This window comes from Grimontia celer (assembly GCF_900055185.1).
GTDB classification, from domain to species: domain Bacteria; phylum Pseudomonadota; class Gammaproteobacteria; order Enterobacterales; family Vibrionaceae; genus Enterovibrio; species Enterovibrio celer.
The window spans coordinates 600,652-626,933 of the sequence record NZ_FIZX01000002.1 but is presented as its reverse complement, the minus strand read 5'-3'; the positions used below and the strand labels follow the sequence as shown (position 1 = coordinate 626,933).

Annotated in this window: 28 protein-coding genes and 1 riboswitch; of the genes, 10 read left to right on the top strand and 18 right to left on the bottom strand. The window is 47.1% G+C overall.

All coding sequences use genetic code 11. The annotated features are described in order from the left end of the window. Positions 1-37: 37 nt before the first annotated feature. The 4 genes from gbpA to GCE9029_RS12990 form a co-directional block, all read right to left on the bottom strand. On the bottom strand, positions 38-1,603 hold the full coding sequence (gene gbpA, locus GCE9029_RS13005) for an N-acetylglucosamine-binding protein GbpA (RefSeq protein ID WP_062663672.1): 1,566 nt from the start codon (positions 1,601-1,603) through the stop codon (positions 38-40). Between the two features lie 95 nt (positions 1,604-1,698). Continuing rightward, a riboswitch (cyclic di-GMP riboswitch) is annotated at positions 1,699-1,791 on the bottom strand. 215 nt (positions 1,792-2,006) lie between these two features. Then, positions 2,007-2,489 carry a GNAT family N-acetyltransferase gene (locus tag GCE9029_RS13000; protein WP_062663671.1) on the bottom strand — a complete coding sequence of 161 codons (483 nt, stop codon included), beginning with the start codon at positions 2,487-2,489 and terminating at the stop codon, positions 2,007-2,009. Further along, on the bottom strand, positions 2,489-4,438 hold the full coding sequence (locus GCE9029_RS12995) for a monovalent cation:proton antiporter-2 (CPA2) family protein (RefSeq protein WP_062663670.1): 1,950 nt from the start codon (positions 4,436-4,438) through the stop codon (positions 2,489-2,491). Before GCE9029_RS12995 ends, GCE9029_RS13000 begins: the two co-directional genes overlap by 1 nt. Continuing rightward, positions 4,435-5,064, bottom strand: coding sequence for an NAD(P)H-dependent oxidoreductase (locus GCE9029_RS12990; RefSeq protein ID WP_062663669.1), 630 nt, complete (start codon positions 5,062-5,064; stop codon positions 4,435-4,437). Before GCE9029_RS12990 ends, GCE9029_RS12995 begins: the two co-directional genes overlap by 4 nt. A gap of 303 nt (positions 5,065-5,367) precedes the next feature. On the opposite strand from GCE9029_RS12990, the gene GCE9029_RS12985 reads away from it, so the two are divergent. Then, on the top strand, positions 5,368-5,949 hold the full coding sequence (locus GCE9029_RS12985; RefSeq protein WP_062663668.1) for an NAD(P)H-dependent oxidoreductase: 582 nt from the start codon (positions 5,368-5,370) through the stop codon (positions 5,947-5,949). A 3-nt stretch (positions 5,950-5,952) separates the two neighbouring features. Beyond that, positions 5,953-6,492, top strand: coding sequence for a peroxiredoxin family protein (locus GCE9029_RS12980; RefSeq protein ID WP_062663667.1), 540 nt, complete (start codon positions 5,953-5,955; stop codon positions 6,490-6,492). A 49-nt stretch (positions 6,493-6,541) separates the two neighbouring features. On the opposite strand, the gene GCE9029_RS12975 is transcribed toward GCE9029_RS12980, so the two are convergent. After that, positions 6,542-7,213 carry a hypothetical protein gene (locus GCE9029_RS12975; RefSeq protein WP_062663666.1) on the bottom strand — a complete coding sequence of 224 codons (672 nt, stop codon included), beginning with the start codon at positions 7,211-7,213 and terminating at the stop codon, positions 6,542-6,544. 95 nt (positions 7,214-7,308) lie between these two features. After that, the gene (locus GCE9029_RS12970) at positions 7,309-8,682 is read right to left on the bottom strand and encodes a hypothetical protein (RefSeq protein WP_197475361.1); all 1,374 of its coding nucleotides are present in this window, start codon (positions 8,680-8,682) and stop codon (positions 7,309-7,311) included. Between the two features lie 85 nt (positions 8,683-8,767). Here GCE9029_RS12970 and GCE9029_RS26000 point away from each other — a divergent pair, with 85 nt between their 5' ends. Then, entirely contained in the window at positions 8,768-9,517 is a 750-nt protein-coding gene (locus GCE9029_RS26000; protein ID WP_082804350.1) for a Crp/Fnr family transcriptional regulator, read from the top strand. A 64-nt stretch (positions 9,518-9,581) separates the two neighbouring features. Here GCE9029_RS26000 and GCE9029_RS12960 read toward each other — a convergent pair whose 3' ends face one another. Then, the gene (locus tag GCE9029_RS12960; RefSeq protein ID WP_002541851.1) at positions 9,582-10,211 is read right to left on the bottom strand and encodes a LysE family translocator; all 630 of its coding nucleotides are present in this window, start codon (positions 10,209-10,211) and stop codon (positions 9,582-9,584) included. A gap of 106 nt (positions 10,212-10,317) precedes the next feature. Between GCE9029_RS12960 and GCE9029_RS12955 the strand changes: the two genes are divergently transcribed. The 3 genes from GCE9029_RS12955 (at position 10,318) to GCE9029_RS12945 (ending at position 12,992) form a co-directional block, all read left to right on the top strand. Next, positions 10,318-10,743, top strand: a complete 426-nt coding sequence (locus GCE9029_RS12955; protein ID WP_062663665.1) for a thiol-disulfide oxidoreductase DCC family protein — start codon at positions 10,318-10,320, stop codon at positions 10,741-10,743. 214 nt (positions 10,744-10,957) lie between these two features. Beyond that, the gene (locus tag GCE9029_RS12950) at positions 10,958-11,659 is read left to right on the top strand and encodes a PilZ domain-containing protein (protein ID WP_062663664.1); all 702 of its coding nucleotides are present in this window, start codon (positions 10,958-10,960) and stop codon (positions 11,657-11,659) included. A gap of 37 nt (positions 11,660-11,696) precedes the next feature. Beyond that, positions 11,697-12,992, top strand: a complete 1,296-nt coding sequence (locus GCE9029_RS12945) for an alpha/beta fold hydrolase (protein WP_062663663.1) — start codon at positions 11,697-11,699, stop codon at positions 12,990-12,992. A gap of 59 nt (positions 12,993-13,051) precedes the next feature. On the opposite strand, the gene GCE9029_RS12940 is transcribed toward GCE9029_RS12945, so the two are convergent. Continuing rightward, positions 13,052-13,972, bottom strand: coding sequence for a LysR family transcriptional regulator (locus GCE9029_RS12940; protein WP_062663662.1), 921 nt, complete (start codon positions 13,970-13,972; stop codon positions 13,052-13,054). Positions 13,973-14,239: 267 nt separating this feature from the next. Here GCE9029_RS12940 and GCE9029_RS12935 point away from each other — a divergent pair, with 267 nt between their 5' ends. The 3 genes from GCE9029_RS12935 to GCE9029_RS12925 all read left to right on the top strand — a co-directional run bounded on the left by GCE9029_RS12935 (position 14,240) and on the right by GCE9029_RS12925 (position 17,195). Continuing rightward, positions 14,240-15,019, top strand: a complete 780-nt coding sequence (locus tag GCE9029_RS12935) for a hypothetical protein (protein ID WP_062663661.1) — start codon at positions 14,240-14,242, stop codon at positions 15,017-15,019. Between the two features lie 73 nt (positions 15,020-15,092). After that, on the top strand, positions 15,093-15,995 hold the full coding sequence (locus GCE9029_RS12930) for a hypothetical protein (protein ID WP_062663660.1): 903 nt from the start codon (positions 15,093-15,095) through the stop codon (positions 15,993-15,995). 30 nt (positions 15,996-16,025) lie between these two features. Continuing rightward, positions 16,026-17,195 carry a hypothetical protein gene (locus tag GCE9029_RS12925; protein ID WP_062663659.1) on the top strand — a complete coding sequence of 390 codons (1,170 nt, stop codon included), beginning with the start codon at positions 16,026-16,028 and terminating at the stop codon, positions 17,193-17,195. A gap of 96 nt (positions 17,196-17,291) precedes the next feature. On the opposite strand, the gene GCE9029_RS12920 is transcribed toward GCE9029_RS12925, so the two are convergent. The 4 genes from GCE9029_RS12920 to GCE9029_RS12905 all read right to left on the bottom strand — a co-directional run bounded on the left by GCE9029_RS12920 (position 17,292) and on the right by GCE9029_RS12905 (position 19,329). Further along, a complete protein-coding gene (locus GCE9029_RS12920) occupies positions 17,292-17,735 on the bottom strand; it encodes a hypothetical protein (RefSeq protein WP_062663658.1) in 444 nt (147 codons plus the stop codon). A gap of 1 nt (position 17,736) precedes the next feature. Next, on the bottom strand, positions 17,737-17,958 hold the full coding sequence (locus tag GCE9029_RS12915; RefSeq protein ID WP_062663657.1) for a hypothetical protein: 222 nt from the start codon (positions 17,956-17,958) through the stop codon (positions 17,737-17,739). Positions 17,959-18,072: 114 nt separating this feature from the next. Next, positions 18,073-18,768 (bottom strand): DUF2589 domain-containing protein, encoded by a 696-nt coding sequence (locus GCE9029_RS12910; RefSeq protein WP_062663656.1) that lies wholly within the window; start codon positions 18,766-18,768, stop codon positions 18,073-18,075. Positions 18,769-18,816: 48 nt separating this feature from the next. Continuing rightward, entirely contained in the window at positions 18,817-19,329 is a 513-nt protein-coding gene (locus GCE9029_RS12905) for a DUF2589 domain-containing protein (RefSeq protein ID WP_062663655.1), read from the bottom strand. A gap of 318 nt (positions 19,330-19,647) precedes the next feature. Between GCE9029_RS12905 and GCE9029_RS12900 the strand changes: the two genes are divergently transcribed. Next, the gene (locus GCE9029_RS12900) at positions 19,648-21,366 is read left to right on the top strand and encodes an RluA family pseudouridine synthase (protein ID WP_062663654.1); all 1,719 of its coding nucleotides are present in this window, start codon (positions 19,648-19,650) and stop codon (positions 21,364-21,366) included. 311 nt (positions 21,367-21,677) lie between these two features. Here the strand turns inward: GCE9029_RS12900 and GCE9029_RS12895 are convergent, their stop codons facing one another. The 6 genes from GCE9029_RS12895 to GCE9029_RS12870 form a co-directional block, all read right to left on the bottom strand. After that, positions 21,678-21,950, bottom strand: coding sequence for a hypothetical protein (locus GCE9029_RS12895; protein ID WP_062663653.1), 273 nt, complete (start codon positions 21,948-21,950; stop codon positions 21,678-21,680). A gap of 139 nt (positions 21,951-22,089) precedes the next feature. After that, positions 22,090-22,608, bottom strand: coding sequence for an SMI1/KNR4 family protein (locus GCE9029_RS12890; protein ID WP_062663652.1), 519 nt, complete (start codon positions 22,606-22,608; stop codon positions 22,090-22,092). 146 nt (positions 22,609-22,754) lie between these two features. Next, positions 22,755-23,276 (bottom strand): hypothetical protein, encoded by a 522-nt coding sequence (locus tag GCE9029_RS12885; RefSeq protein ID WP_157487814.1) that lies wholly within the window; start codon positions 23,274-23,276, stop codon positions 22,755-22,757. Between the two features lie 244 nt (positions 23,277-23,520). Then, entirely contained in the window at positions 23,521-24,114 is a 594-nt protein-coding gene (locus GCE9029_RS12880) for a hypothetical protein (RefSeq protein ID WP_062663650.1), read from the bottom strand. A gap of 59 nt (positions 24,115-24,173) precedes the next feature. Then, entirely contained in the window at positions 24,174-24,731 is a 558-nt protein-coding gene (locus tag GCE9029_RS12875; RefSeq protein WP_062663649.1) for a hypothetical protein, read from the bottom strand. A 734-nt stretch (positions 24,732-25,465) separates the two neighbouring features. Next, positions 25,466-26,272, bottom strand: a complete 807-nt coding sequence (locus GCE9029_RS12870) for a sulfite exporter TauE/SafE family protein (RefSeq protein ID WP_062663648.1) — start codon at positions 26,270-26,272, stop codon at positions 25,466-25,468. Positions 26,273-26,282 lie beyond the last annotated feature (10 nt).

Here is a 26,282-nt window from a genome sequence, read left to right as displayed (position 1 = left end):
GCTTTTTTTTGCTTCTATGTTCTTTTAATTATGCTGCTTATTCGCAGTCGAAAGCACCTTTGTCACTCCACGCTTCTGGTGCAGAGGCTGGGCTGCTGTTTACCCACCAGTTTGCCTGATATAGACGACCTTCGAAGATCACTTGCTCACCCGCCAAATACGCTTTACCTGATGTCCACGCTACTGGCATTTGACTGATCAGTTTCCACGCATCACTGGAATCCGGTGAAGCGCCCTGAACCCAGTATTTCGCTTCCCATACCAAGCCATTGAAGTTAACTTTCTCACCGCCAGTATACGTCGTCGCATTTGACCAAGCTGGGTGGTTAACGGCTTCAGGGTCTGTGCCACATTGCTCGCCTTGTTCCAGTAAGAAGAAGTCAAACATTTGCTGATCGACCAGATTGCCTTCTGCATCTTTTGCTCGGGATACCAGCATATGGTGACCGGCTTTTGCGTTTTCCAGCACCATATCAACAGCGGTCGATGTGCCATCAGCCAGAGACAGTTTTTCGTACGCCAGTGCTTCCTGAGCATGGTTATAAACTGTCATTTCAACGGTCAGATCGCCAGAAGCGGTCACAGCCAGATCCAGCGCCACCTTGCCGTCACTAATCACATATTCCTGCGCCACACCATCAATGGTCACGGTGTATTCCGGCTCGGGTGATTCAATCTCGTAGCCCACTTCTACACGGGTCAAACCGCTGGCTGATTTCAGGTAGATTGGGTTTGCGCCAAACACTGGGTTAAACGCGCCGTTGGCATCACGCTGACCCGCCTGGATGTTCTCATTTTTCTGGTTGATTTTGGTCGCCAGATTGTAAGACCAGGTATTCGCTTCACCGGCTTTTGCACTGTCGATGTCAAGACGGGTAGACAACTCTGGGCGCTCGCCTTCTGAATCAAATACACGGGTAAACACGGCATCACCCTTTGTTAGGTTCATACCTGGGTTGATTTGGCCGCCTTGCGTCCACTCTGGCAGTACAGGCAGGTCACCATCAAATTGCACGTCAATGACGTTATAGAACGCAGCAGCAGTATCACCCACGTCCCATACCGCCAGAATCACGTGGTAACCTTCACGCTCTGGCACATCACAGCTGTGCAGCATGGTTTTCGGTGGCTTTTGCATGTTGCCTTCAACCACACAGAAAGGATTCAGATCGAAGGTGCTGCGCGCCAGCGGCAGGTTCGGGTTCCAATCTGCTTTTGTGATGTAGTATTCCCAGTTACGGGTGACGTGGTTAGCCGTAAAGGTCCACTCGAAGTCGTTCATACCCGATTTGATTGGCTGTTTTACCCAGCGCGATGCGGTTTGTTCGTCAAGCGGAGAAAACTGAATCAAGCCAGCACTGGCGATTTTGCCGTCTTCAGGACCGAACTCAGGAAAGCCTTCTGGGCCTTCAACGCTTTGAGGTTCCCATTGAACCTGACCACACGCAGAGTTCTGCTCGCCGGTTGGTGTGCTGTATTTACAAAGCGCGGCACGGCCAGCAGCAATGCCACCGTCTTTGGCACTGATGTAACCGTGGGACATAACACTTGCGCTGAAAAGCGCTGCCGCGACTGGCAGAAGAGTGGTTTTGAGTTTGAGCATTTGTGTGCTTCCTAATGGCTATTTTTGTTTTGTTAACCAAGCACGGACAAACTTTCGCATCGGAACATTTTCGGCCCTGAATACTGGCTTTCGAAAATGGCGGCCCCGCTATCGTAAGTGACATTCAAATCACTCTTAGACCGGAAGCTTTGCGTCCTACCTTTTCAGGCAGTTTGCCGTTGACTGTGGAATGGCGCGCATCGTATTCAGAAATTGATATCGCACAATCTTTTTCTTCATCAAAATTTGCCAATCGATCTATTTAATGAACCAAGATCACAAATTTATCGCTATTTAGGCGATTATTTACTCTGGCAGCATGTGGAGATAACCTGCTGTAATAGAAAGAAAAAAGCCAGACATCCTGTACAGCCTGTCTGGCTTTTCTAACTTCATTGAGCCGTTAAGCGATCTGCTTTGTCATCCGGTAGAGTGTCCACTCCTCTCCCTGAAACTCACGTGTTTTTGTTTCATCGGGAAGCAATTCAAAACCTAACGATTTGTAACAGCGAACCGCCGCCTCGTTATGCGCGAATACGGCCAGCGACGCAGTGCGAATTTTTGGATCTTCGCTCACCACATCAAGCGCCAGTGAAACCAATTGTTTCCCCAGCCCCTGACCACGTGCCGATGTGTCGGCAATCAACACCCGACATAAACGGACTTCAGACTTGGAAACCTGGTAAATATCGATGTAACCGACGGCAATGCCGTCGTGCATCACCAGATAAGGAGTGACCTCCTTTTTCGCAATGTGTTCGCGCACTTTATCGACCTGCAAAGGAAACTCAAAGGCCGGGCCTCCCCATAGGAAGTTATCCCGGGCACTTTTTATCCAATCGCAGATCTGTGGTGCGTTCTCATCGCGAAACGGGACCAATAGCATCAGGCTGGTTTTTCCTCGGATTTGTCTTCAGCGTCATCGTTGAAGTCATCGAGGTAACCTTTGGGCGGCGGCGTCCACTCACGCTCTGTCATGCTGTGACGATCCATTCTGTCTTCGCTCATCGCTTCACGAATGGTTTCTTCAAGCTGGATAAACAGATGCTGGTAATGGGTATCGTAAGACTTGGACTCCTCGCCCCCCATCCAGGATTCATAGAGCTTCTCAGAACTGTCCTTCTCAATACGGTTAAACGTCGCTTTCTGCTGCTCTACCGTGAATGGGTGTGTGCCCAATGCTCGCAGCGCCTCCGAACCAAGTTCAAGCGCAGAATGGAAGGTCTCTTTCACCACATAATCCGCACCCGCATGACGAAGCATGTATGCATGTCCGCGGTCAAATGCACGAGCTAGGATCTTCACATTTGGATAGGTCTGTCTAACGTATTCCACCAGCTCTGTCGTGGTTTCCTGATTGTCCATCGACACTACCAGCAAGGCCGCTTCTTCAATCCCTGCGGTGTGTAGATGCTCTGGTCGCGTTGCGTCGCCAAAGTAGCTTTTGATGTTGATTTGACGAAGGTTTTCCACCTGCGTCGCTTCGTAGTCAAGGACGACGGTTTTCACACCATTAGCCGTCAACATACGGTTCACTACCTGACCAAAACGGCCAACACCCGCGATAATTACACTGCCCTGCTCCTCAATTTCATCGGCTTCACGATCGTTCGAGCTTTTCTCGAAGCGCGGCAGAATCACTTTGTCATACAAGATGAATAAGCCCGGCGTCAGGAACATCGAAATCGCCACCACCAGAGACAGCAATTGTGCAACGTCCATTGGCAGTACATGGTTCTGCATGGAGAAACTCAGCAACACGAAACCAAATTCACCTGCTTGCGCAAGGCTCAGGGTAAACAGCCAACGAGCCGTTCCTTTGATTTTAAAAATCAGCGACAGAATGAACAGAATCGCCGCCTTCAGAACCATCAAACCAATGGTTAATCCAATGATGACAAAGAAATCATCAAACAGAATGCCAAAGTTAATGCCCGCGCCGACGGTGATAAAGAACAAGCCCAACAACAAGCCTTTAAACGGCTCAATGTTAGATTCCAACTCGTGGCGGAATTCACTGTTCGCCAGTACGACACCCGCAAGGAAAGTTCCCAGTGCAGGGGAAAGTCCAATCAAGCTCATCAGCGCGGCGATTCCAATCACCAGCATCAATGCTGTCGCAGTAAAGATTTCGCGAAGACCAGAGCTTGCCACAAAGCGGAAAAGTGGACGGCTTAAGAAATGCCCGCCAACAACCACACCCGCAATTGCACCTGTGATGACCAAGCCCAGCGCCCAGCCCGGAAGACCAGCCACCAGACTCATTTCTTCATGGTGATCAGCCGCTGCAGCGGCGGCAGATTGAGCCTGTTCTACCAGTTCAGGCAATGCCAGAAGCGGGATAAACGCCAGCATTGGGATGACGGCAATATCCTGGAACAACAACACAGAAAATGCGCTGCGACCACCTTCGGTTTTGGTCAAACGCTTTTCATTGAAGGTTTGCAGCACGATGGCGGTAGAAGACAGCGCGAAGATGAGACCAATCGCCAGCGCGACGCTCCATACCTGATTCAGCGCCAGTGCAATACCCATGACGATGGCCGCAGTCAGGCCGACCTGTAAGCCACCCAAACCGAGCAGTTTATTGCGCATCGCCCACAGCATTTTTGGCTCAAGCTCAAGGCCGACCAAAAACAGCATCATCACGACACCGAATTCCGCAAAATGCTGAATGGTGGTGGTTTCGTCACCCACCAAACCAATCACAGGACCGATGACCACACCAGCAATCAGATAACCCAGTACGGAGCCCAAGCCCAGTTTCTTGGCAATTGGCACTGCAACAACGGCAGCAATCAGGTAAATGAATGCCTGAAGAAAAATCCCTGTCATGACTCACCTTCCTTGAGCACGTGACCAATATTGGTTGCGGTAATTTTCTCGCTCGCCGCTGCCTTTTCCAGATCGACAGTGCCGTTCACAAACGCATTCAACAGCATTTCATAGCTGGACGTATGTCGTGAAACTTTGCCGTCTTCCACCGCAGTCCGGGAACCAAACAACGCATAAGGTGCGAGATAATTCATACCCGTCAGATTGGCCATTTGCTCCATAGGTGCCAACAGCTCACGGATTTTAAAGTGGTTAAAACCATCTGCTTTATAGGCTTCTTCCTTACCCCCAGCAGTGATAGCACATAAAAATTGCTTTCCGTGCAGCGCAGTGCCTTTCGAGCCATAGGCAAAGCCATATTCCAACACCAAATCTTGCCATTCTTTCAAAATGGACGGCGTGGAATACCAATAGAGAGGAAACTGGAAAATCACCACATCATGCTCAAGAAGACGTTTTTGCTCCAGATCGATATTGATGTGGTAATCGGGATATTCAGCGTAAAGGTCAACGGTTGTCACTCCCTCCACGGACTGAGCCACTTTATAGAGTGGCGCGTTCACTTCTGATCGCCTTTGCGAAGGATGCGCAAACAGCACCAGAACCTTGTTTTTATTGTCTGCCATAGCTTTCCTTAGTGACTGACTGAGTTAAGTCGCAAAAGCGAATCAATGTGTGACCCACTGCGTCTAGTCTAGTTGTTAGGGTCTGTTGACCTTTGGGTAAGTGTTGTTATTGCAACAATCATCACCAAAGATCAGCCGCACCTCATAAATTACAGCCCTATCTTACCTTCTGAATCTAACTAATATTTTCTCAATTTAGCAATTACTCACCAAATGGTTACTAAAAGTATACTGGTTGACAGTGGTAACCTAGGTTAGCAAAGTATGCGAAGTAAAAACAATAACGCATGCAAAGAGGCAGAAATGAACATCCTGGTTATCAATGGTCACCACTACTATCCGTTCTCTGAAGGTCACTTGAACAAAGCAATGGTAAATGTGGCTTCTGAGACACTAACAGCACTGGGTCACAGCGTAAGATTGTCTTCAAGTGAAGACTATGAGGTGGCAGAAGAAATCGAAAAACACCAATGGGCTGACGTTGTTATCCTGCAATCCCCGGTCAATTGGATGGGTGTGTCATGGAAAATGAAGAAGTACATGGACGAAGTCTACACTGCGGGTATGGGCGGTGAACTCTGCGCTGGTGATGGCCGTCATCGTGACACCGATGATCAGTATGGCACTGGCGGAACCCTCAGCGGCAAGAAGTACATGCTTTCTCTGACTTACAACGCCCCGAAAGAAGCGTTTGATGATGAAGGCCAATGGCTGCTGCAAGGCAAAGGGGTTGATGACATGTTCTTGCCGATGCACCTAAACTTCCGCTTCTTCGACATGGAAGCTTTAAACACTTTCGCGTGTTTTGACGTGATGAAAAATCCAGACACAGAAAACGACAAGATCCGCTTTAAAGCGCACTTGGAATCACAACTGGGAGGCTAGAAAATGGCATATTCAAACAAACTGGCTGCGGGAGGCGAATTCCCATCAATAACGCTGAAGGATCTTGAAGGCGGCGAGCATACGCTTGGCAAGCCGCGCGAGGGAGCAACCTGGCAGATGGTAGTGATTTACCGCGGTCGTCACTGTCCAATGTGTACGCGCTACCTGAACCATCTTGAAGATTACAAAGATAAACTGGCGGATATTGGCATCGATATCGTTGCTGCATCTGGTGACAGCAGCGCTCAGCTCGAAGAGCACATGGAGCGCTTGGAAGTGTCCTTCCCGCTTGCATACGGCTTATCTGAAGCGCAAATGAAAGAGCTGGGTCTTTGGGTTTCTCTTCCGCGTTCAGAGCAGGAAACTGACCACAACTTTGCTGAGCCAGGACTTTTCGTGATTAACGAGCAAGGTACAGTGCAAGTCGTCGATATTTCCAATAACCCATTCGTTCGCCCTGATGTAGAAACGCTGGTGAATGGTCTGGCGTGGATTCGTAATCCAGATAACAACTACCCAATCCGTGGTACAGCGCCTTACTAACAAGTTAAAAATGAAAGCCTCGCTTGAGGCTTTCATTTTCTCCCTTCAGTCAAAACGCGTGCTTAATCGTCAGCCAAAACTCGTCATCTTCATCAGCATTAATGGCTAAACTGGTTTCCGGTGAAATGTTGTGACCAACCTGAGTCACCATTTCAAACAACCTGATCTTCCTGCCATCCAGACTGTAGGTGTACTGGGGAACCAGATTGACGAACCAGTCATCGCTCACTTGCCAACGCACAAAGGTATACAAGGTCGCGATAGAGGTATTCGGAAAAGCAGTCCGTTTTACCCGTTCATCATCTGTCCAGGTCTCGCCGTAGAGCAATGCCGGATTCATTCTTAAATTGTCGCCAACCGGAATGATTTGAATCACACCCAGTGATGCCCTGTTCACCGCAAACTGACCGCTGTTGTCATGTTGACCATCAAAGAAAATTCCGGTGCCGCTTCCTTTGTACACAGAAAAATGACGCAAATGAGCGGTTTCAAAATCGTTCTTCAATTGAAAGAAACTGTTGTGTCCAAAGGTGCTTTCTTCATCATTGAGGCCGACCTGAAAAATGGCGCCATATCCGTTTGTACCTGTCCGTAAACCCACAAATGAACTGATAGAGGTAGGATCATCTTTATCCCCAACAATGGTCTCGGTGGCAGAAACCATAACCGCTGCCAACATGGTGACCAGATACAATGTGATTGAGCCAAATAATGACTTCATCTTGCTCTCCTTGCCTATTTTCAGACAAGACTCACCCCGGCCAGAGGTCCTAGCCTCTGCCCTGCGAACTGATGAGCATTGTCTATTTGAATGAATTAGTTATTCGAACATGGGAAAAACAATTCGAACTTGCTGGTTGTGGTGTAGAAGGTTTTAGGGAAGTACTCACCCATGACGGAAGGAATGTCTTTGTCCTGATAGATATTCTGAATGGCCTGTTTAAACTCAGGTTTAGCCAGCATATGTCGAATTTGAACAATCGATGCATCGTCATCAAACACGCCATCTCCATCATCTGCCATCGGAATCCAACCAATACCGCACTCAGGAAACGCATTTCTGGGTCTGTCTGATTCGCGGCTCACCACCACGGTAAAGTAGCCATTTTGATCAACCGGGATATGCTCGTCATAAAGGCAATCATTCACGCGGGTGTCCGCAAAACCTTTGTTGGAGCACACAGACCAATAACGCAGATCACCGGCTCCCATGGTCTTATCACCGTTAAAGGTTTTCGGAGTGGTAGGTGCCTTTGCTCTCAGCACAAATACGGGCCCTAACTTACGGTTAACCACCGTACGAATGTAGTTGTTATCCAGGTTAGGATAAAAGCCTCCTTCACTTCGGCGCGAGTTGGGGTCGATGTCTCCCGTAAAGATCCCCAGCAAGCTCTTTCGGTCTAACTGGATGTGCCATTTCGCAGGATTTGTGGCAGGAAACCCAAGGGGCTTGTCGGGCTGGTCGGCAAGTTCGATGTATTGCGCAACTGGAATACCTAATGCGCTAAAATTCGCTCTTAACATCTGCTTGGCATTTAGCGCATCACAGGCGTCCTGCCCTCGCAGCTCTTTTCCATCCGCCAAGGTAACCACAGGAGTTGGCAACGGACTACCCGCGGTTTCCCCAGTATTTTGATCTTGCGCGTAAATTCGGTAAATCAACACTTGCTGCCCATTGGCATAGCTTGGCGCGTGAATAACATCAGATTCAAATCCATCCCGCACCAAAGCGCCAGTATAATCTTCAGACGGTTTTGCATCCCGCACCTTGACGTAATAGCTTCGTTGCTCGCTATCTCTTGGACTCCCTTCGCGGTAAGGATTCTCACTGCCTTCCAGCGGTTTTATCGCGTAGTCAGGCAGGGATTGGACCGGCCTTCCTCCTTCGTCATAGCTAATGAGGGACATGTATCTGGAATAAGGAAATTCGCCTTCCAGATGCATTTTGGCACCCTTGGGAACACTGAACGCTGCTCCCCAGTATTTCACCGCTGCATCGGGATATGCCACATTGATGTAGGGGTCGGCTGAAACAGGCCCATAGCGGAACAGGCAGGAACGTTCGCCGGGCAGGCTTTCAAAACCCTCCGTTGCAGATGCCTGAGACGCTAGGAGTCCTGAAAGGATCATCAACAGACTTAAACTTGTCGCCATCTTCTTTGAACGATAGTGATTTCGCAGTTTTTTCATTCTCGATACCTCATTCGTAGTTTTAATTGCTTTAGAATCGACTTAACAATTCATTAACAACGGTATCAGTGCGTTGATCGAGAGAATGTCAAAAACCCTACATTTGAAAAATTCGTCATTGGAACGGGAAGAAATTCGCCATGAGTTGTTTAGCAACGGAGCATTAGCCACATTGCCGAAAGAGGCGATTGAAGAGCTGGCGCAAGGCGCAAAGCTTGAGCATTACAAGATACCGACGCTGCTCAACGCCGCTCATCAACCCGTCGAGATGATGCGCTTGGTCGTTAATGGTCACGTCGAATTGTTAGGAAGAAACATTGACGGCGATGAAGTGTGTATTGCCGCTTTGGGTGCAGGAAGCTGGATCACCTGGTTGGGATGTTTTGACGACACACCATCGCATTACGACTTCTATACCTCAACCAATACCACTGTGATATCACTCCCCACCAAACACATGCGAAATGTGGCGAATCGCTACCCTGAGCTCTATCAAATTGCTATCCGCGCCATCAGTTACCGCTTCCGGTTACTAATGGAGTGGACCACAGACTCCGCAATGCTGAAAAACGAATACCGCGTCGCCAAGCTGTTGTTGCTCCTCAGTAAGCTCAACGCTTCGCACGGCGAGATTTGCCCAATCTTTTACACTCAGGACAAGCTGGCTCATTTACTTCGCTATACCCGACAGACCGTCAATCGCTCACTCAAGCTACTCGCCAAAAAGAGGCTCATCCAATTGGGCTACAAACGCATTGATATCGTCGACAGCGATAGGATGGAAGATTTCATCAACAGCGGGGATTTACATTCTGAGAAAGAGCTTGAGGAGTGACCCATGAAGGAGAAACAAAAAGGCCCCAAATGAGGCCTTTCATAAATTTCGGTAATGCAAAAGGCTACTTGGTGCTGGTAAACAGCAACTTCACACCAAATGCCAGCATCACTGAGCCAAGCACACGATCAACCCAGTGGCCGATACGCTTGAACTTGGCCTGCACGGTAGGTTTGGAAAGTACCAACGCCACTGAACCAAACCAAACCAGCTGGATGAACATCATCCATACACCTAACAGGAATAATTCAATCACTGGCATTTCTGGCGACAGCACAAGGGTGAATACCGACAGGAAATAAAGCGGCGCTTTCGGATTCAACGCGTTACACACAAAGCCCATCGAAATCAGCTTGGATGCGGAGCGGGGCTTCACATTCACGTTTTGCTCATCATCACCCACCGCGGCTTTGCTGCGAATACCCTTCCAGCCAAGGTAAATCAGATAGGCCGCGGCCAGATATTTCATCACCGTCAGCACCATCGAAGATTCACTGATCACAGTCGCTAGGCCAATGGAGGAATATATAATGTGAACAGAAAGGCCGAGAGCAATACCAAGACTAACAAGAAGGCCGGCACGACGACCGTGGACGAGAGACTGCTGCGAAACCATCACAAAGTCTGGACCTGGTGAGGCGGCACCTAATAAGTGCACTAAAGTTAATGTTAAAAACGCCTGATAGAACTCCATTCCCTTTCTCCTTTGCTTTGATAACTTTCTTAGGATGATATTATGGCGATCCGATTTGAAATCAAGGTCGTACTGTAAAGTACATTAGACAAATAAAAGTGCTCCGATGACCTTCACCCTTTTTTACGATGGCAGTTGTCCACTTTGCGTGGCTGAGATGGATCAGCTGCGGGCGCTTAACCGCGCGGAAAACCTGAAGTTTGAAGATATACTCGCACCGGATTTCAAAACCCGCTTTCCAGATATCGACCCAATAGAAGCAAGCAATATTCTGCATGGCAAATTGAGCGATGGTACTTTGTTGTTAGGGCTAGATGTCACCCATAAAGCCTGGTCTCTTGTTGGGAAAAAACGCTGGATTGGTTTACTTCGATTGCCAGTTATTCGCTGGTTTGCAGATAAAGCCTATCTTTTCTTTGCCAGAAACCGCTATAAAATCTCTTACCTCTTCACCGGCCGCTCAAAATGCGAGCCTTGCCAGAATGGTGTTTGCACAATTGCGGATAAAAAACCAACAGATAATGAAAGGTGACCAAAAAGCACTCTCATTACGCAACCAAACTTCAATCTAACGTAATGATTGTTATCAAATTAATTGAATTTTTGTGGCGCCCTTCAATCTATTGACTAAACAGTCATTACCCCTCACCATCGTGGCAGTACAATATGTGTCGCAACATTAAGAAGAAGAAGATGGCTTAGGTTCATCCAAACAAGCGATGCGCATCAACTGCTCTATTTGAAACATGAAAACCACCGATATTCTTACACCTTCAGAATTCCTGCCAACGCTGCCTGTTGGAACGCCTTTGACTTTCGAACTTAGGTACAAAGACAAGATCAAAGCGTTTGGTGGCGCCTCACGCCTTATAGGATACCGCGAGAAAAAGTACATCCTGCTGGAAACGCCCACTGATCCCGAACTCTCGAAACTGCTGACTGATACATCCGGCATGCAGGCGGTTGTCCGGGGGTTAACCTCATCACGCTATGGTGAGATCTTTGCGTTCAAATCCCATATTCTCAGCGTATTGCACCGCCCAGAGAAAATGATCGCGATAGCACTGCCTCCTCAAGTGAGTATCCATCGCATGCGCTCTGATGCCAGATATGCTGTTTCGCGTATTGTTCATCTCATTATTGATGGACGTAAAGCCTTGGCTAAGCTGTCTGACTTTTCGTTAAGCGGTTGTGCCATTCGCGTGTCCAGCAGCCAGTTCATTGATGAAGGTGAAGCCATCGGGTTTGTCATCAATGCGCTGTTTGATTACCCCGTGGAATTTGAAGGAACGGTCATGAACGTGACCAGCAATGGCGAGGGTGTTCAACTCGGCATCAAATTTAGTGACGCAAGTAAAAGCAAATCTCGCGATACCTTGGCTAAACTCATTCTGGCGTCCGAATTGAGTGCTGATAACTCCACCAGCGCTGTCTCAACTGTCTCCTGACAGCCGCTACTCCCCTTCACGACAAGGAACACAGATTATGCAAGAATCCTTTATCGACAGTGGCGTGCTTTTTCGTCAACACCAATTCGACCTGCCGCTCAACTACAGCGAGAAAGATGGCACTCGCATCACCGTGTTTGCCCGTGAGGTAGTGGAATTATCGAAAGCAGACGCAAATCTTCCATGGCTGGTTTACTTTCAGGGCGGCCCAGGATTTCCCTCTCCGCGTCCTGATTCAAAAAGTGGCTGGCTGAAACGCGCCCTGCAAGATCACCGTGTATTACTGCTGGATCAGCGCGGTACAGGCATGAGTTCGCCGCTGACTCACCAGACCTTGAGCCATATGGACGACGCAAAGCAGGTCGAATACATCAGCCAGTTCCGTGCAGATAACATCGTCCGTGACGCTGAAGCCATTCGCGAAGCGTTGGGGGCGGAGAAATGGTCAATTCTGGGCCAAAGCTTTGGTGGTTTCTGCTCTCTAACCTATCTGTCGTTCTACCCACAAAGCCTGCATCGCGTTTACATTACAGGTGGTGTGCCTTCTCTCACCCGCCATGCTGATGATGTCTACCGTGCCACGTATCAACGCGTGTTAGACAAGAACAACGGCTTCTTTGACCAGTTCCCATCCGCACAAAGACGCTGCGCAGAAATTGCTGAATTCTTGCGAACGCGCGATGTGAAGCTGCCAAACGGTCAAACCTTTACCGTTGAGCAGTTCCAACAGATTGGCATCAATTTGGGCCGAAGTGGTGCAAATCTGCCTATGTACTACCTGTTGGAAGAGGCCTTCACTGAAACCGCCCAAGGCAGAGTGCTGAGTGTCAGTTTCCTCCAGGCGATGTTGACGGAACAAAGCTACCAGACCAACCCGATTTACGCTTTCCTGCATGAACCGATTTACAATCAGGGCGAGGCGTCAGTTTGGTCTGCACACCGCATTCGCAATGCGGAATACGCCGAGTTTAATTACGAACCTGGTAAACCTTTCCTGTTTACCGGTGAAATGGTTTATCCGTGGATGTTTGACCAATTGCAAAACCTGCTACCACTCAAACAAACTGCAGAAGCACTGGCCACCAAATCGGACTGGCCAGCACTTTACGATGTTGAGAAACTCACTGAAAACACGGTACCTGTTACCTGCGCCGTTTATGCTGACGACATGTATGTCGAAATGGATTACTCACGCGAAACCCTGAAAGGCATTCCAAACAGCCACGCTTGGATCACCAATGAATACGAGCATAATGGCCTGCGTGCGGACGGTGAAAGAATACTAGGTAAACTCATGGAGATGGGCGAGCAGATTGGGAACCTACCTAACTAGCTCAGAACCCCTTCGTGGGAAAGGTGTGCAGTTTAAGCACACCTTTTTTATTCATTTCATCAATGATGACTGCCTTTCGAAATATCCATAAACCAGGAAATCACCTTATCTACCCGTTTCGGTTGATTGAAGGTATTGAGCTTGATGATGTAGATATGGTTAAACAGTGGCTCCGATACTGTGGAGCCTAATTGGCACTCATGTAATTGCCCACTATCGATGTATTCCTGCACACAGTGACGTGGAAACACTGACACTCCCAAGCCACCCAGCACCATCAAAATCGCCCCTTCAATGCTGTTGATGCGCCCGGCAAAGTGAACAGATAAATCATTGATAGAATGCTGATTTGGGAAGAAGTGACGACGCCAGAAATTGAAATAAACATCCATCCCCGGGTATTCGATGTAATTGTATTCGAGAATGTTCTCCTCGTTTATCTCAGACACTTCGCAGGTTGGCGCTGCGACCATCACATACTCTTCCTGACAGAAGCTGAAATACTCCAGCCTAGGATGGTCGACTTTCTCGGTCACAAAGCCAAAATCGACCTGACTCGACAACACTTTATCGAACACCTGACTGTTGTGGATCAGGGTTAAATCAATTTCCAGTCTTGGGTAATCCAAACGCCGTTCAAGCAGCATGGGAAAGTGAGGAGAAAGCAAACATGACGGCGGCATCGCATAAGCGACAACCCCCTCTATTTGATTGAAGTCGCTCTTTACTTCCAGAGAGAAATCGCTGTTTAGATCTTCGATATTTTTGATGTGTTGGAGCAGTTTCTTGCCAGCATCCGTCATCACCGGACACTTGGGTGTCCGGATAAACAGCTCATACCCAACTTGTTCTTCTAAACTGCGGATATGTTTGCTGATGTTTGCTTGTGTCATCGCCGCCATTTCGGCTGCGTCATTAAAACTGCGTGATTCCGCGACCGCTTTAAACGCGCGGAACAGCTTCGGATCTAAATGCATCATTATCTCTTCCCTCTGCCTGCTAAAAGTTGAGAGCACCACTGAGCATTTCTTGTTGTCATTTTCGTTTAAAACAAAAACATCAAATTAGTATGAGTGTAGCGCCTAGCTGATACACCAAATGTCGCGTTACGAATACACCTTCCAAAAAAAGAGCAGCGAGTAATTTCGTTATAAGGGGTATAACAAATTGGATTTGTCTTCTTAGTAGAGAGCTATCAATACTGTTGTTTTCTGTGCCTTTATCGAAACCAGACTTGGGGAGTAGATATGAAGACAAAACTCATCACGCCGAACGGGATCCGCGTATGGCAAGGCTATCGCAGCCAGCAATACCAAGGTAATACGCAAGGTTTTCTGGAAAAACTGGGGCAGATATTTATTCCCATCACAATGCAACTGATGTCGCCTATGGGTCTTCGGATGTATTACCCTGCTCTTGTCCCCCAAGCCCCTGATTGCCGCCAAATCAGATTACCTGATGAAATCGCATTGGTCGGGTATCCATCCCAGCAGATGTATTTCGATGCCTCCCGACACACTGTTGCGGGCAGAGCCTATTCGTCGCTCCATGAAACAGTGTTTAACTTCTCGGCGGGCACGACACCCGCTAGCTTTTCGGACTTTCCCATCGCCTATCCCGGCGCTTCTGAGTTCCAATGGAAAATCCCGTATTACTTCTCTGGCGAAGCTATCGACTGGCATGGACTGTATGTCGGTGTGCTGATTTGGATGTGGCCAGACGACGCTTTGGATAACAAAACCCAAGTCGCCACAGCGCTTTTGGATCTATGCAATCAACGAATCACAGGTAACAGAAATCTGTTCGAGATCATCGCCGTGTTGCAGGAAGACTACGGCATTTTATGGTTCGCCTCAGACGCCCTGAGTTGGCCTGATAGCATTATTCACTTCTTGGGCGACAGGCAGTGCAACATTGCCATGCAAGCTTTCCATGATATCGCGAACATCTCCCCTCTATTCAGCGAAGACGATGACGGCCTCAAGGTCTCTGTGGGACAGGCGCTCGATGTCCGCCTGTCGACTTAGCGCCAGCACACCACTTTTCTAAAACCAATAGCACATCAGGTATCTATTCAATACAACAAATAAGGAACGCGCCATGAATACAAAAGCGCTCATCGAAGTCACGGTATTGCCGGATAACTCCCTTCAACTGGAAACGTTGCCCAAAGTCCAAATCGGTACTGACTGCCATACCGTCAATGCCAGCACCAGTGTCGAAGTCAACGGCACCTCGTTTTCTCTTTTCTCGCAGCAGGATCCAGACACTTTTATTGTCTGTAAAACCTACGATGTCGAGACAGAGAGCTACTTTAAACAAGAAGCAGTGATTCCCGCCAAATACCCCATTGCTATGCTTCACAGCTTCTATTTCGGCGGGCAGCCTTGGCTGCTGAGTTATCACCCTGATTCAGACTATGTACAGTTTTACCGCTTCGACGGTGAAGCTATCACTATTATTCCAGTAACCTCCATCCGGGTGGGCAAAGGGTTTACGACTGTTCAGCCGCTTTACTATCGCAACGATGTTTTCTTCGTCGCATACAACAAAGAAACGGGCGATGTGGTGAAGATGCAAATCGTCGCACCTGCATATTCCGAGCTTTATGCCCAAAAGGTATGGTCAGCAACATGGGCGCAGGGCTGGACGCGGTTTTCTTTCTTCCGCCTTGGAGCAGAAAACTTCTTCATCAAAACCAACGAGAACTACCACAAGGTCAATATCGACCACTTTATGGATAGCATTGAACTCGGCTCTCACCCTGTGCTGAACGAACCCGCATCTCAGGAGATGCTGAGCCTATCCGATGTACAAACCTTCTACGACATAAGCCAGAACCCTTACTTCTTTACCTATGAGCCAAACGGCAAGATGACCTTTAACCGGTTTGATGGCGACTGTGAAGGCTGGCAATTGGCACTTTCAAGTCAACAAGCGGCGGACACCTCGCTCCGTCATACCGTTCAGCTTAAAGAGTGCACCTTGATTTTGATGCTATAAGCCGTCCAATTAAGATAAGGAGATAAAACCGTGTCTCGTTATACCGATATCAATATAAGCACGCCCCAGCTTTTCACTGCCGCATCCAATACACCGTCATCTAATTCACTTCCTTTGCCCACGGTAGATTGGCAAGCCATCAAACGATCTGCGCCCGCTCAACTGAGTATTGAGCCTGGCAAATTGCCCAAGGCAGATATCATTCTGGTCACCTGGACATCTGCAGAGTGGTCGGCGCTGGATCATGTCATGCTGAACAGCGGGGAAAAACGCTACCCGGATGATACCGACTGGCGCAAAGAGTGGCTGGGATATGCGGAAAATCAGGAAGTCTCGCCTTACTGTGACTCGCCTGACGACAATCCTATTTTTTACTTCCAACTGGTTGGCGTGAATGACTCCGCTAACCAGCAACAGCGTGTCTTGCTGGTTAAATCTCAGGTTCACCTCGCCCATCCGCCATGGATTTCAGGACTGGAAGCCATGATTGATATTTTGCTTCAAAACGTCGGGGCAAAGCGGATAATCTCAACAGGAACAGCGGGAGGTGGCGCACTGACCGACATGTTGGGTGCTGCGGTCGTTACCAATAAGGCACACATCCTTCTAGCCAAACAGGAAAACGAAGGCTGTGATTACAACCACCAAACTTTTACCTGCGACACTTGGTTTCCTTCCCAGTCCTTATACCAACCTGCTCAGGATGCTCTGATGTTTGGCATGGATCAGGTATGGAATGACCACACCATCAGCGATGCCATCGCCGAGCTTAATCAAGACCCACAGGGCGACCAAAGTACCAATCAGCCAACTTATACCTATGACGACCTGATCAATGCCCCCCTCGACCCTGCGAATCTCAAACAGGCGCAGATAAAAGTCGCTAAAGACCAACCTCTTCTTACGACGGATTACTATTTTATCGAAGGAGAAGAGCCGAGCGACCCCTATTGTTTTCTGGAAATGGATGATGCTGTTGTCGCGCATCAGGCAGCAAAAGCGGGCGTCGATTATGCCTTCATCCGCAATGTCTCCGATCCAATTGTTGTCACTCACACTGCTTCAGGTCAGCCTATTCCGGATTCAGTGCGTGGTAATTGGTCTGGCATTATTTATAAGCGATGTGGTTTTTATAGCAGCTTCAACAGCGTGTTGATGTGTTGGGCGGCCATTGCCGGCGAGGGAAGAAACGACGATTAATTTCTCGCTTTCGCTATAAAGCAAACGAGGTTTAATCCATTCGATTAAACCTCGTTTGCTTTTGGGCTACTGGTTCGCCACCAGAGTCTGTTGAGCTTAGGGATACTTGGTGAGCTTAGTGGCAATCTTGCTCGCCTTACCCGACAACAAACAATGCTCAGGATTACCCGGAATGGGGTCAGTCACTACCTTCGCACCCGCTTTGTTGAGCCCGGCAACCGTTGAAACACAGTATTGGCTGTAACCTCCAATCCCGTTCAGGTAATTGGAATAGGCCGCTTTGTTGCTGGTATTGGTTGTGCAATTCACGCTGAGGCCGGAGATGGTGTCACCGTCGCTGCTGACATGAACGCCACTGCCGTTCTTAAAAGCGGTTGCAGAGCATTGCCCTGCCCGTACGACCAATCCTGTTTTCAATGGCGGATTAGCACCAAGTAAGATTTCTTGTCCGTCGTTTTCCTGCTTGGTGCAACCTGACAAAAGCATTGCCAGCAACGGCGCAGCAAGAATGAATTTGGTAGAAATACTATCGCGGTTCATATCAACCTCCCATCACTTGGCTAGAGGAAGCACTGGCTTGTTGGTTAAGGCGCTGCAGCTCAGAAAACCCCTCAACCGCTTTGGTTAACTGCGGTTTACTTCCCGGGTCCAGGCTGAACTTCAAATTGCAGCAAGGACAGGAGAAAGAGGTGCCTGAAAGCAGCATTTTCAAGTCAAAAGAGATACTGGTTTTGCAGTCTGGGCACGGTAGCTCGCTTTTCATAATTGCTCTCCCATTTGGAAAAAGCCCGGCTGTTCAAAGAGCCAATGACTCCGGCAGGCAAACAGCCAGGTGGAAAAAATGGCAACGAAAAATCTTTAGAAAATGAGGACGGAATTAAGACGATTTTTCTGCCGCTTTCGCTGACCCAAGGGTGATTGGGCTAATGCTGTTGGTGAACGCCTGAATAATGGTCGTTACACCTTCCGGCAACGAGAGTTGCCCAGCGTGCACACTCACCGTGTACTTGGCGTTGTTGCTTTTCTGATAGGTCGATTTCTGTGCCGAAGCGGATTGGCTGTCGTGACTGATGCTGCCTTTCACTTCCACCGACCACCAGCCTTCGCCCAGTTTGGCGGAGAAGCTGCCTTGCTCGCTCGTTTTGCTGGATGTAGATTGCGACGACTCATCGGTATAGCTCGACTTCACTTCCATTTCGAAATCGACCTGAACGTTGTCGACACCCAGAGAGTTGAGCGGAACAATCGTCAAAAGAGGCACATCAAATTCTGTGGTGACTTCCGTCACGTTCACCTCCGGTGGATCACCTTCTTTGGTCTCCCCTTCAGTGATTACGCCACGGGTGATTTGCATCGTCACCATGATGGGTTCGAGCGTATCTTTCCCTTTATCCTCGGTATCTGATTTTTTGTTGAAGCAGGTATCCAACATAAATTTGGTTTGGGTTACCGCCATCATGCTGTTGGCTTGTGCAGCTGCGTTTAACGGGCCCCCGATCAGGGCGTGCATTGGTAGCCCGGCAAATTGCTGAGCCATCGAGACCAGTGCTGGTCCAGTATTGACGTCTGGCATGGTATTTCTCCTGATTGATGAATAATTGCAAAATTAAGCCAGACCCAATTAACCAGGGATCTGCGCTCTTAGTGCTCTGTCATAACCTTCAATTAATTTCCTTAATCCTTCGGGCGGTTCATCGGCATTAATAGTTATTTCTAATTCAGCCATATGATTAGGTTTTTTATCCGATTTAAATAAACCGCCTGAATTATTCCCAACGAAAGAAACTTCCAGCGCATTACTTTCATTTACGTTAACTTCTAGATTGGTTCTAAATTTCACCTCACTCACTCTAGGACTCGCCACCGGAACCAAAGTGAGCAAAGGAACATCAACCGCTAAGGTCTGAAGTCCGTCTGTGGTATCCGTCGGATATTCAATGGTCACATATTTAGGGCGATAAGCAGTTCGCTCCGGCTCTTCTGGGGTTTCGGCACTTCCCAACCTTCCTGAATTACTGCTTGGGACTTCGTCGAAGAAACGGCTGATCAACTCCTGGTTTTCGTTCTGTAGCGCCTGATTGGCTTTAGTCACGCTCAAATGAACGGCCGAAACCAAAGAGTCTAAATTAATCATGACTTGTTCCTTTCGCGTTTTATTTTGATAGATCCAGTTTTGGTAAATAAAGAAAAGAAGACAAATCGGATTTGGAATAGAGGATATAACGAAGGAGAAAGCCAAGAGCTAAGATAATGAAAAGGATGAATTTCATAAAATAATATCAGAATTAAATTTTCCAGTATTATTTATATGGTACAAGCCCACATTCCTATAAAAGAAAATGGCATGGGCGCTTACCTACTGCTTTGCATTTTGTTGCACGGCCTAAGTGGTTTTTCTCACCTAAACAGGTAAAATCACGCCCCCAAACCGAGATACCGATAGACGATGACCATGCACCAAGAAAAGCTGTTTACCCCTGATGAATTGTTCACCCGCTTTCAAGGCGATACCGAACAGTTCGAACTACCAGGTGCATTTACCTTTCCTTTTTACTATCAGCCACATCCGCTTTGTGTTTTGGCAGCCGATGAACTGCAACAACACCTCGCAAGTCAGACAGATTGGCAACATGATTTCGGTTTAGACGAGGCTCTGGCTCCGCGACTTGATGAATCGGCTGAAGGTACAGGCAAAATGTTTGGTGTGCTGCTGGTGCGATCGCCACAAGGTGAGCTCGGCTATTTCAGTGCCTTCTCCGGCAAAATTGCCGACCAAAACTTACTGCCTCACTTCGTTCCACCTGTGTTCGACATGCTCGCGGAAGAGTGTTTCTTCAGAACAGAACTGGAAGAAATCACTGAGCTAAATACCCAAGTCTCAGCACTTTCTTCCAATCCGTTGTTAGAGAAGTTGGGTGCTCAACTTGCTCTAATGCAGGCCGAATACGACGCAGATGAACTGCAACAACGCCATCGCATGATTGAAGGCCGCGCCGCACGAAAACAAGAACGTAAAATCGCAGAAGAAACCTTAACAGGCGATGCCCTGAAAGCGGCATTAGACGATCTGGCAAAGCAAAGCGTGGCAGAGAAAAACACGCTCAAATACCTGAAAATGGCGTGGGACGAAAAGATCCAAGCTATCGAATCACAGCTCATTGCATTAACCACAGATATCGAGCACGCGAAACAGCAACGTAAAACGCTCTCGAATGCCCTTCAGAACAAGCTTTTTGAGCAATATCGTTTTCTCAATGCGCTTGGTGAAGAGAAGTCACTAAAGGCAATCTTCGCGCCCACCACTAACCCAACACCACCAGCGGGTGCCGGTGAGTGTGCAGCACCTAAACTTCTTCACTTCGCCTACAAACACGGTTACACACCGTTGGCGATGGCGGAATTTTGGTGGGGCGTTTCACCGAAATCTGAAGTCCGTCAGCACAGGAAGTTCTACCCTTCTTGCCACGGTAAATGCCATCCCATCCTTGGGCATATGCTGGAAGGCTTAACGGTTGACCCAAACCCACTTGAACAAAACTGGGCAGAAGATAAAACGCTGGAAGTGGTTTATCAGGACGAAGCGATTGTTGTCGTCAACAAACCTTCTGGCATGCTCTCAGTACCGGGTAAGACAATTAAAGATTCCGCCTACACCCGCGTGATTGAAATGTTCCCAGATGCAGAAGGCCCTTTTGTGCTTCATAGATTGGATCAGGCGACATCAGGTTTGTTGGTATTCGCCCTCACCCGTCGCGCGAATAAAAGCCTGCAAAAGCAGTTCATCACCCGAGGTGTGGAGAAGCGCTATATCGCCATGGTGGAAGGTGTGATTGAGCAAGAACAGGGTGAAATAAACTTGCCGATGCGCGGCGACCCAGACGACAGACCCCGCCAGTTGGTCTGCTTTGAACACGGCAAACCCGCCACCACTTATTGGCAGTTGATTGAAGTAAAAAACGGCCGCAGCAAACTCTACATGCACCCCAAAACCGGCCGCACCCACCAACTCCGCGTCCACTGCGCCCATTCGAAAGGACTAAATATGCCCATGGTCGGCGATGTGCTTTATGGCGAACCCGATACCCGTCTTCACCTGCATGCTGAGCAGTTGTCGTTTGATCATCCGTATACGCATGAGCGAATGACGTTTGAGGCGGAGTGTGGGTTTTAGAGGAATTAAAAGCTAAGGCTGAGGTTTGGCTGTTTTTGGGCTGAAGCGTTTTTGGACAATTCTGAGTTAGGAATTGTATCCGTAGCAGCTCACTTCGGATAAGTTGAGTTTGGGCAAAGAATGGATTTTGAGTGTCTGATGAAGATTTATGAAACTGATTTACAACGCTTGTCTATTAATAAGTGACGGGCGTACACCCACACTGCGCTCATCCTAGCAATTTACTAAATAAAGGACGGGCTTGTTCAACACCCAAATAAAGTGTCGACTGCGCGACACTTATTCTTATCTGTTAGCCGATACACTAGCTACTACTTTGAAGCTAACCATACTTCCTCAAACTGCTCTTTAGTAAGTTCAATTCCATCGAGATTCTCTTTTGAATACTCAATATCCTCTTCTCTAACTTCAGGTTGATCAGTGAACATGTAACATTCATCTTTTTCCTCATGGAGAGTTGACCATTTCAAATCTCCATCAATCTCCACTATCTGACGGGTAATTTCTCCATTGATGACTTCTGAATAGTAGAATCCATCAGATTCTTCACCTTCCCAGATACATCTAAAGTATTTCGAGCTCATATTCCTTGCCACCTAAACGTTGAAATAACGGGCGCTTATCAAACCGCCCCAAACTGCTTTAATCCTTTGCATTCACAACCCTTTGAAAAGCTGCCACAGTGACAAAGCGTCTCGTTGAGAGCCTTGGTATGACGACTTTTTACCATTCCTCTAACTCTAAGATTTTAACCAACTCAGTGAATGAATCAGCCAACTCCTTCATAGTGCCAGGAAACTGGTTTTCGGAAGGTTTGAACTTTGCTATTTCTGCTTCAAATGTGTCTTCTGACATTTTACTGATCGTAGGGTTTGATTCGCAAAAGTATATTTTTCCAAAACTATCCTCTCGTAGGGATATCACTATTTCTCCTTCCTGTACATCAACGAAAGGAACCATACCTATCGGGAAAGATACTCCTGCACGAGTGTCATAATTTAAGAACAATGTATCCGAGGGTAAAAACATTTCAAATTCTAATTTTTCCCGTGTACCAAATGGCGCGTCGAACCTGTAGACGAACATTAGATCTTGGTTTATTAGTTTAAAGCCATTGTATTTACGATAGAAATCGTAGAATTCCTGCGGTATTGAAAATGGGTACTTATCAAGAAACTCGTCAATTTCTCTGGTCGATGGTTCCTCGTAAAACCCTTTACCCCTTTCGTCCAGTACATTCATAATCTTGATTTCTTAAACGTGTCATAACGTCGCAATAACGGGCGATTACCAAACCGCCCAAAACCGCCTTAATCCTTTGTATTCTCGACACTTTGAAAGGCTGCTAAATTGACAAAACGTCCCGTTGATGGCCTTTATTAGCAAATTCACCTTCCAGTACTTATTCGATTTGATAAAACATTATGAATATCTTCCGCTGTTATAGTTACCGTATTAGACGTGTAAACTCTAGCTGGAATGAGTTTAGAAGGCCTCATTGACTCTAAATGAATACATACGTTTTGGTTATTATTTCTTAGGTCGAAGTTCCTAAATAGATGTTTGTTGAAACTCCCATCGGACTTCATGTGTGGGCTTAAATCCGAAAAGTCTATTGGTGCAACATTATGTATATCGCGAGTGTTGAGATAAATGTTGTATGTATATAATTCTTTAATCGGATTATTGGCCAGAGCATCTTGAATGACATCTCTATTATAAAATTGATTTTTTATCTCTTTACCATGCATATATACCCCTGATGCTCTGAGGCGAGTCAATTCATGCTTTTTATCACAAAAGTATACGCGAGGAGAAAACGGGGCTTGATACTCAATAGAGCTATCCCATAAGTTCTGGGATGATGACAAAGTCACTAGCAACATCTCCTTACCGAGAAGTTTCTTCATTTTAGCTTCTCGATACTCAATGGAAAACCTCACGTCTTGTGATAAATATAACTCGTTGTTTTCACTTACATACAACACATTCAGTGACGAAATAGAGAGATCATCAATAGGTTGGGACGAGCAACCCAAGAGTAGAGTGCTCAACAATATGCACGTTAATACATTGTTCATATGTTCTCGCTAACGCCTGCAGTTGCGGCTGGCTTGGACCGCAGCGGAAAATCAGTCCGACAACCTGCGCTTGTTAGGCAATTGGGGCTACCTTAACGAATGGTAAAGTAGGAAATACCCTTACTAATACTTCGCTGTCTTGATGCTTTTTGATGTTAACCACAAAGAGCCCAGTGTTTGCGCGAATATGAATCCATATTTTAGATTCTTCACCTAAAGCTGATTTTAAAGCCGATTTATGCTGCCCAGCATTTTCGATTATGGCTAAGTCTTGGCCGCTGATAATATTACCCCCTATTTCCTTCTGATCAAAGAAGGTAAACATTTCTAGATTTGCTTCAGAGAAATCACAATCTTCAACCTTGCCTCTGATGCGCCCTGACCATGTACCTTTAAACTTACAATTTACAAAGTTTGCCTCTATGGTACTTACGGACATCTTTCTTCCTGGCCAGATTAAGCAATTAGTAAATGTATTAGTACCGAGTATGTTTGGCGTAGCAGACGAGTTTGAATTAACTCTTATACAGCAGTTCTCAAAAGTACAATTCTGGAAAATATGAACCGCATTTTTAAACCCGAGGTCGATTTCAACTCCCTCGAAGGGTTCATTGTAATATTTGTGTTGCACCTGTTCCGGCACATTGTGTTCGAGTTTACGGTACATACCTGTATTCCTAACGCCTAAAGCAAGCGCGCGTTTACGCGTCGCTTTGCCTTTGATTGTTATGTGCTAATTGCCGAAATACACTCTTCGCGAGCGCTCCATACCCTATCAAATTCAGCCTCACCAAATTCTCTGCGCACGTACTCTCTATGATATTCCTGCTTCTCAGCTCCTATTCCCTGAGGTTCAATAACTTTCTCAGTCAGAAATTCAGCGATTTCCTCTTCAGCCTGAGCTCCATGTCTAGTCAAGTCGATCCTACTTCCACTATACCGCAGATAGCAGTGTGCCTCAGGTATGTATGCTAATCCATATTCACTTAGAACATCCCCAACACCTGGAGTATTATTCTCGTGCATGAGATAAATGCCAACAATAAGATCAATATCTAAAGCCAGCTCGTTCGACAAAGCCTTCAACAGTGCATGCTTGGTACTACAAGCACCTTTTCCTTCAGAAAGTACCAAATCCCAATTCGATCGATCACTCGTCCTCCCATAAGGAAGCTTCCATACATATTCACAGGCCTCATGAAAGTCAGAAACACCAACCTCCCGAAACATATTTGAATACTTCCCTGAGTTCAGAAGTTCTCTATTTGGAATGGATTTATACATAATTCTCTCTTTGCACATAACGTCGCAATAACGGGCGCTTATCAAACCGCCCAGAACTGCTTTAATCCTTTGTATTCACAACACTTTGAAAAGCTGCCGCGTTGACAAAGCGTCCCTGTTTATAGCCTTGTTATACGCTACAAAAAGACAATCGCGGCTTGCCGCCAACACCCTTTTGAACAAGACCTTTTGACTTAAATTCAAACGAAGCAGCTTTAACAAACCACCAAGAAAAAGCCTTTTCGTTTGAACTCAACACTGAAACCTGAGAAACAAACACTTTAACCAATCCGCCAGATGACAATTCAAAGCAAAATCAATTTAAACCGCCTGCTATGAAAAGCGGGTTTAGCTTGCCAAACCTCGGACTGAGTAAACACAAAAAGATTAAGCGATATAACAGTGTATTGGACACCAAAGTGGTGAACTTAAACACCCCATTGTGTCCAACAATAACAAGCCACTGTATTTTTAAAGTAGCTTTCCCTATGTTTTAAACGCCCTTTCTCGCAGTGCTAAAAATGGCCTTGTGAAAACGCCCCAAAATGGGGCTACGTAGGTATTATGCGACACCTTTGTGTTTACTGTGTGTACCAACAGTGAAAAAGCACGTTTAGGATTACAAAAAGTAGGGTGAACAGGAGACTTTTAAACACCTCATCAAAAATGATGCTGGCTTACTTTGGGGCAAAGAAGAGCCAGCGTAGGTATCGCTAGCTCGAAGGTGGGCAAGGCTATCCAATCACCTGAAAGAACATTTTTGCACTGAGCATGACGCAAAGGATACCGATGAATTTCTTGAGTGTTTCACTTGGGAAATAGTAGGCCAAACGGACACCCACACGCGTTGTTAGATAGCTACTGATTGAAAAAGCAATCAGCGCTGGCAGGTAAATGTATCCCAAAACCATGTTGCTCATATCTGTATTGTGCAAGCCGTTTATGAGGTAACCAAAGGTACCAGACAGGGCAATAGGAAAGCCGATAGCGGCAGAAGTACCAATTGCCCGTTTTATCTCAACGTTTTGTTGTACAAGGTAAGGGATGGTCAACCCTGCACCGCTTATTGAAACAAGCGCAGAAACCGATCCAATTGAGAAGCCAGTAAAGATATTCCCCACAGGGCCTTGCGGATTTTCGTTATAGTGATGCAGTTTCTTCTTGAACATTTTGAAAGCCACATAAAGCATGAATAAGCTGAAGAATCCCGCCAGATAAACCCCATTTAGATACGATGCGATGAAAGTGGCCAAAAATGTTCCGACAAGTACAGCGCCCGACATTCTTATTGCCATTTTTGTATCCACGTTTCCTTTTCTCAAATGGGCTTTCATGCTGCCAAAGGTGGTGAAAATCATCGCGGCCATTGATGTGCCCAGTGCTAGGTGAACCACATCATCATGCCCAATTCCCTGTTTTGTGAATAGAAAGGTAAAAATGGGCACGGCCATGCCTCCACCACCAACACCGACAAGCCCAGCAAGTAACCCAATGCCGAGTCCTGCTGCTATGTAATAGGAAATAAACAGATACTCGTTCATAAGAACTCCA

What these genes read in the sequence shown, in the direction of transcription:
- GCE9029_RS12875 (WP_062663649.1), bottom strand. Translation starts at nt 24,731, where the DNA reads ATGTATAAATCCATTCCAAATAGAGAACTTCTGAACTCAGGGAAGTAT.
- GCE9029_RS12885 (WP_157487814.1), bottom strand. Translation starts at nt 23,276, where the DNA reads ATGAAGAAACTTCTCGGTAAGGAGATGTTGCTAGTGACTTTGTCATCA.
- GCE9029_RS12945 (WP_062663663.1), top strand. Translation starts at nt 11,697, where the DNA reads ATGCAAGAATCCTTTATCGACAGTGGCGTGCTTTTTCGTCAACACCAA.
- GCE9029_RS12910 (WP_062663656.1), bottom strand. Translation starts at nt 18,768, where the DNA reads ATGCCAGACGTCAATACTGGACCAGCACTGGTCTCGATGGCTCAGCAA.
- GCE9029_RS12995 (WP_062663670.1), bottom strand. Translation starts at nt 4,438, where the DNA reads ATGACAGGGATTTTTCTTCAGGCATTCATTTACCTGATTGCTGCCGTT.
- GCE9029_RS13000 (WP_062663671.1), bottom strand. Translation starts at nt 2,489, where the DNA reads ATGCTATTGGTCCCGTTTCGCGATGAGAACGCACCACAGATCTGCGAT.
- GCE9029_RS12940 (WP_062663662.1), bottom strand. Translation starts at nt 13,972, where the DNA reads ATGATGCATTTAGATCCGAAGCTGTTCCGCGCGTTTAAAGCGGTCGCG.
- GCE9029_RS12915 (WP_062663657.1), bottom strand. Translation starts at nt 17,958, where the DNA reads ATGAAAAGCGAGCTACCGTGCCCAGACTGCAAAACCAGTATCTCTTTT.
- GCE9029_RS12985 (WP_062663668.1), top strand. Translation starts at nt 5,368, where the DNA reads ATGAACATCCTGGTTATCAATGGTCACCACTACTATCCGTTCTCTGAA.
- GCE9029_RS12900 (WP_062663654.1), top strand. Translation starts at nt 19,648, where the DNA reads ATGCACCAAGAAAAGCTGTTTACCCCTGATGAATTGTTCACCCGCTTT.
- GCE9029_RS12920 (WP_062663658.1), bottom strand. Translation starts at nt 17,735, where the DNA reads ATGAACCGCGATAGTATTTCTACCAAATTCATTCTTGCTGCGCCGTTG.
- GCE9029_RS12960 (WP_002541851.1), bottom strand. Translation starts at nt 10,211, where the DNA reads ATGGAGTTCTATCAGGCGTTTTTAACATTAACTTTAGTGCACTTATTA.
- GCE9029_RS12880 (WP_062663650.1), bottom strand. Translation starts at nt 24,114, where the DNA reads ATGTACCGTAAACTCGAACACAATGTGCCGGAACAGGTGCAACACAAA.
- GCE9029_RS12890 (WP_062663652.1), bottom strand. Translation starts at nt 22,608, where the DNA reads ATGAATGTACTGGACGAAAGGGGTAAAGGGTTTTACGAGGAACCATCG.
- GCE9029_RS12905 (WP_062663655.1), bottom strand. Translation starts at nt 19,329, where the DNA reads ATGATTAATTTAGACTCTTTGGTTTCGGCCGTTCATTTGAGCGTGACT.
- GCE9029_RS12895 (WP_062663653.1), bottom strand. Translation starts at nt 21,950, where the DNA reads ATGAGCTCGAAATACTTTAGATGTATCTGGGAAGGTGAAGAATCTGAT.
- GCE9029_RS12935 (WP_062663661.1), top strand. Translation starts at nt 14,240, where the DNA reads ATGAAGACAAAACTCATCACGCCGAACGGGATCCGCGTATGGCAAGGC.
- GCE9029_RS26000 (WP_082804350.1), top strand. Translation starts at nt 8,768, where the DNA reads ATGTCAAAAACCCTACATTTGAAAAATTCGTCATTGGAACGGGAAGAA.
- gbpA (WP_062663672.1), bottom strand. Translation starts at nt 1,603, where the DNA reads ATGCTCAAACTCAAAACCACTCTTCTGCCAGTCGCGGCAGCGCTTTTC.
- GCE9029_RS12870 (WP_062663648.1), bottom strand. Translation starts at nt 26,272, where the DNA reads ATGAACGAGTATCTGTTTATTTCCTATTACATAGCAGCAGGACTCGGC.
- GCE9029_RS12955 (WP_062663665.1), top strand. Translation starts at nt 10,318, where the DNA reads ATGACCTTCACCCTTTTTTACGATGGCAGTTGTCCACTTTGCGTGGCT.
- GCE9029_RS12950 (WP_062663664.1), top strand. Translation starts at nt 10,958, where the DNA reads ATGAAAACCACCGATATTCTTACACCTTCAGAATTCCTGCCAACGCTG.
- GCE9029_RS12970 (WP_197475361.1), bottom strand. Translation starts at nt 8,682, where the DNA reads ATGAAAAAACTGCGAAATCACTATCGTTCAAAGAAGATGGCGACAAGT.
- GCE9029_RS12930 (WP_062663660.1), top strand. Translation starts at nt 15,093, where the DNA reads ATGAATACAAAAGCGCTCATCGAAGTCACGGTATTGCCGGATAACTCC.
- GCE9029_RS12980 (WP_062663667.1), top strand. Translation starts at nt 5,953, where the DNA reads ATGGCATATTCAAACAAACTGGCTGCGGGAGGCGAATTCCCATCAATA.
- GCE9029_RS12990 (WP_062663669.1), bottom strand. Translation starts at nt 5,064, where the DNA reads ATGGCAGACAATAAAAACAAGGTTCTGGTGCTGTTTGCGCATCCTTCG.
- GCE9029_RS12975 (WP_062663666.1), bottom strand. Translation starts at nt 7,213, where the DNA reads ATGAAGTCATTATTTGGCTCAATCACATTGTATCTGGTCACCATGTTG.